Source organism: Streptomyces sp. NPDC002671, from assembly GCF_053592475.1.
In genome coordinates this window covers 1-3,704 of sequence record NZ_JBSFVU010000137.1, presented here as the reverse complement: position 1 = coordinate 3,704, position 3,704 = coordinate 1, and the positions used below count along the sequence as shown (strand labels likewise).

The window sequence follows — 3,704 nt, the reverse complement described above, 5'->3', positions numbered from 1 at the left end:
CAAGAGCCCGATCGACTACGAACACAGCTACCAGGCCAGCCTCACCGAGGAACTGGCTGCATAGGAAGGTCTCCACAGATCGGGGGGATTGACACCCCGAGCAACAACTGACCACTCAACAACCAAGATCAGCCGTTAAATTGACACACCCCACGGCGACAGCCATCCTCGCGGGCGCGTCGCCACGAACACCCACTGACATCCATGCGGTCACCCACTGACGAAAGGCCTGAGCCCATCACCCAGCTCGCGGTGGGGGGTGGGTCAATTTAACGACTCGGGTGCGGTATGTGGCGCAAGGCGCGAGTCTTCGACGGTGCTCCCAGATGACGCGGGTTTCCATGGGGCCTACTCCACATGCAGAGTCGGAGAGTCCCGGAGGGCCCGCCATGACAGTTGAGGACACCATCGTTGCCAACATGGTCTCGGGCGTGGTCGTGGCAGGTGTCGCAGCTCTACTCGGACTCTGGATTGCGCAGAGGTATACGCGTAAGCGGGAGGAGGCGCAGGCGAAGCTTGAGCGTGACCTGGCGGCGGCTGCCGAGCTGTACCGGGTCTACGGTGACTTCTTCGCTGCATGGAAGGTGTGGAACGCCCACTCACGAAGCTCCGAGCCGACGTCAAGGGCTCGCATGTCCCGACTTGGACCTCCGGACGACCAGCGCAGGTCAGAGCTACTGGCCGCAGCAGCTCAAGCCGAGGGGGGATTCGAGGCACTGCTCATCCGGCTCGCCCTCGAACACAACCTCAACAACGATCAGCGGGCCGTATTGTGGTGCCTGCGATCGGCATCTCAACAACTGCGGCGAGCTATGCGGGCCGGAGAGCCTCTCCTGTGGTGGAAGTCCGACATCCACAGAGGCGACGCTGGCCGCGACGGCTACCGTGCATACCAAGCGTTCAAAAAGCTGGCATCGCTCACCGGATGCATGCTGCTGCATCCGAGTGACACGCCATCGATCGAGTCCCGACTGCTTGCACTTCGCCAGGTGACCAGCTCTGTAAAAGAGTTCACCACCAGCGACAACCGATTCAATCAAGTGATCGAAGAGGAGCGGACCGCACGGGTCGGTTCACCCGACCGCGCGCAGGAGCACTGGGAGTGGATCGTCGTAGCAGAACAGCTTCCGCCAACGAAGGTCACCACCGAGCACAGTGGGAGTCGCGCCACCTCGTAGCACGGTGCCCCGACAGCAGCCGCGCTAACTGCAGGGTTTCCGAACCGGTGAGGGTCGTCGAACGCTCACACGCCTGGGTCATGCACGCCCGCCGTCACGTACGCGACTACGAACGGCTCATCCAGCACTCGGAATCGCTCATCACCTGGGCCGCGATCACTCTTATGACCAGGCGCATCACCCGCAGAAGCTCTCGCAGACGCGGGCAGCCGGCCTCCCGCGAGGCTCAACGCGACTGATCGTCTCGGCACTGACGGTCAGCAGTCCCACCAAGGGGTGGCACCGGAATACGCCAGGAACCCGCCGCGAAGTTCAGTAGCCGCTGGCCAGCAGCACTGACACGGATTCGTGAGCCATCGCCGCATTTCAGAAGCGCACCCGGGCTGTTCTGCCAGCGGCAGAACGCCCGCCCGACCGGACTCGACGGTCACTACAGTCCACTCTCATGGTGACGATTACCACGCGTACGGTCGAGTACCCGGCCGACGGCCTCACGATGATCGGGCACCTCGCGCTCCCCGCCGGTGTCGACTACCGGCCCGCGGTCCTGATCGGGCCCGAGGGGATGGGGCTCAGCGATGTCGAGCGCCGCCGGGCCGATGCGCTCGCCGAGCTGGGGTACGTGGCGCTGGCCTTCGACCTCCACGGCGGGCGCTATCTGGGCGACCCCGAGGAGATGCTGGCCCGTTGCATGCCACTGCTCGCCGACCCCGACCGGATGCGGGGCATCGGCCACGCGGCGCTCGACGTGTTGCGCGCCGAACCGCGGGCCGACCCCGACCGGATCGCCGCCGTCGGCTACGGCACCGGGGGCGCAATTGTGCTGGAACTCGGGCGCCACGGCGTCAACCTACGCGCGATCGGGACAGTCAACGCACTGACCACGGGCCGACCGGGCGAGGCGGCGCGCATTCGCTGCCCGGTGTGGGCCGGGGTCGGGTCGGAAGACCCGATCATGCCGCCCGCGCAGCGGGACGCGTTCACCGCCGAGATGCAGGCCGCGGGCGTCGACTGGCGCCTCGTGGTCTACGGCGGAGCCTTGCACGCCTTCCACCACCCACCGGTCGACCACACCGTGCTGCCCGGCGTCGGCTACCACCCACGGCACGCACAGCGAGCCTGGCGCGACATTGTCGACCTGCTCGCCGAGTGCTTGCCTGTGACGGAGTGACCGGTCCCACACCACCAAGAGGTCACGGGTCCCTTAAACCGGCTTCATGTCGCACCACCACCACGGCTCCATCGGGCAATCCGCAACAGCGAGGCCGGCCGTCAGCCGTCGACCATCCGATCTCACCGCTCAAACCCTGCCGTTCGAATTCTGAGCTGGGCAAACACCGAAACGCCAACGACCGTGATGTCATGTCCGGATCAGGAACAGGCGCTCAGCTTGTTCTTTATCTACCGGCTTCGAACGGTGTCTCGAACTGGGTCGCTCACCTGGGGATTCGCCGGACGTGGGGGCGGCCTTCGTCTGATCCTGTGCTCCGACCAAGGTGCACGTGACCAAGACGAAGGCCGTGAGGGTGAGTCTGCTGCCAGTTGCTGTCCGGAGGGAAGCATTCGCGGAAGCGTCACGCTTCCGAGGCGAGTTCTACGAGTGTCTGACCGCTCGGCGCGACGAGTTGTTCGAGCTGGCCGATGCGGTGCTGTGTGCGGACGGCGCGGTGAAGTCCCTGGTGGACTTGACGCTGCTGCCCGAGCATCGTCGTGGGCACGGAGCTATGTACGGCGGTCTGAACCACGGCCGGATCGACATGGATCGGCTGCGGACGGTGATGTCCGGGCTGTCGCTGCCGCGTTTCGACGGCGGGCGCCTGGTGCTGGCGGTCGATGTGTCGCCGTGGCTTCGCTCGGACGCGCCGTGCTCGGCGGAGCGGTTGTTCTGCCACGTCTACGGCCGTGCGAAGACGGCGTCGCAGTTCATTCCGGGCTGGCCCTACTCCTTCGTGGCCGTGCTGGAGCCGGGCGCCACGTCATGGACCGCGATCCTGGACGCGGTCCGGCTCGGACCGGTGGACGACGCCACTGCGGTCACCGCCGCCCAGCTGCGGGGCGTCGTCGAGCGGCTCATCGCCGCGGGCCAGTGGCAGGCCGGGGACCCGCATATCGTGATCGTCAGCGATGCCGGCTACGACGTCACCCGCCTGGCCTGGGTCCTGCGTGACCTGCCCGTCGAACTGGTCGGCCGGGTCCGCTCCGACCGCGTGATGCGGCTGCCGAAACCACCGCGGATGCACGGCGTCAACGGCCGGCCACCCAAGCATGGCCCGGAATTCCGCTTCACCAAGCCGGAGACCTGGCCCGAGCCCACAATCACCACCGTCACCGGCACCACCAACTACGGCAAGGCCGAGACCCAGGCGTGGGACCGAGTCCACCCAAGGCTCACCCACCGCTCGTCCTGGCTCGACCACGACGGTGAACTACCTGTCAATCCCCTCGTTGTGTGGAGATCTTCTAAGCGGCCAGCTCCAGGGCGGAGTTGGCGCGGTGGTTGTGTTCGTAGTCGATTGGGCTGCGGTA

General features: G+C 66.1%; 3 protein-coding genes and 1 pseudogene. All 4 read left to right on the top strand.

Translation table 11 applies throughout. From position 1 onward, the window contains the following. The first annotated feature begins 389 nt into the window (after positions 1 to 389). On the top strand, positions 390 to 1,178 hold the full coding sequence (locus ACWD35_RS45160; protein WP_451357126.1) for a hypothetical protein: 789 nt from the start codon (positions 390 to 392) through the stop codon (positions 1,176 to 1,178). Continuing rightward, positions 1,157 to 1,363, top strand: a pseudogene (locus ACWD35_RS45155) (IS5-like element IS4811 family transposase); the annotation flags it as partial. The gene ACWD35_RS45160 and the pseudogene ACWD35_RS45155, both read left to right, overlap by 22 nt. Positions 1,364 to 1,623: 260 nt before the next feature. Further along, positions 1,624 to 2,349: a dienelactone hydrolase family protein gene (locus tag ACWD35_RS45150; protein ID WP_451357125.1), complete on the top strand. Its 726-nt coding sequence runs from the start codon at positions 1,624 to 1,626 to the stop codon at positions 2,347 to 2,349. A gap of 355 nt (positions 2,350 to 2,704) precedes the next feature. Continuing rightward, the coding region (locus ACWD35_RS45145) for a transposase (protein WP_451357127.1) at positions 2,705 to 3,704 on the top strand (1,000 nt) is incomplete at its 3' end.

What these genes read in the sequence shown, in the direction of transcription:
- ACWD35_RS45160 (WP_451357126.1), top strand. Translation starts at nt 390, where the DNA reads ATGACAGTTGAGGACACCATCGTTGCCAACATGGTCTCGGGCGTGGTC.
- ACWD35_RS45150 (WP_451357125.1), top strand. Translation starts at nt 1,624, where the DNA reads ATGGTGACGATTACCACGCGTACGGTCGAGTACCCGGCCGACGGCCTC.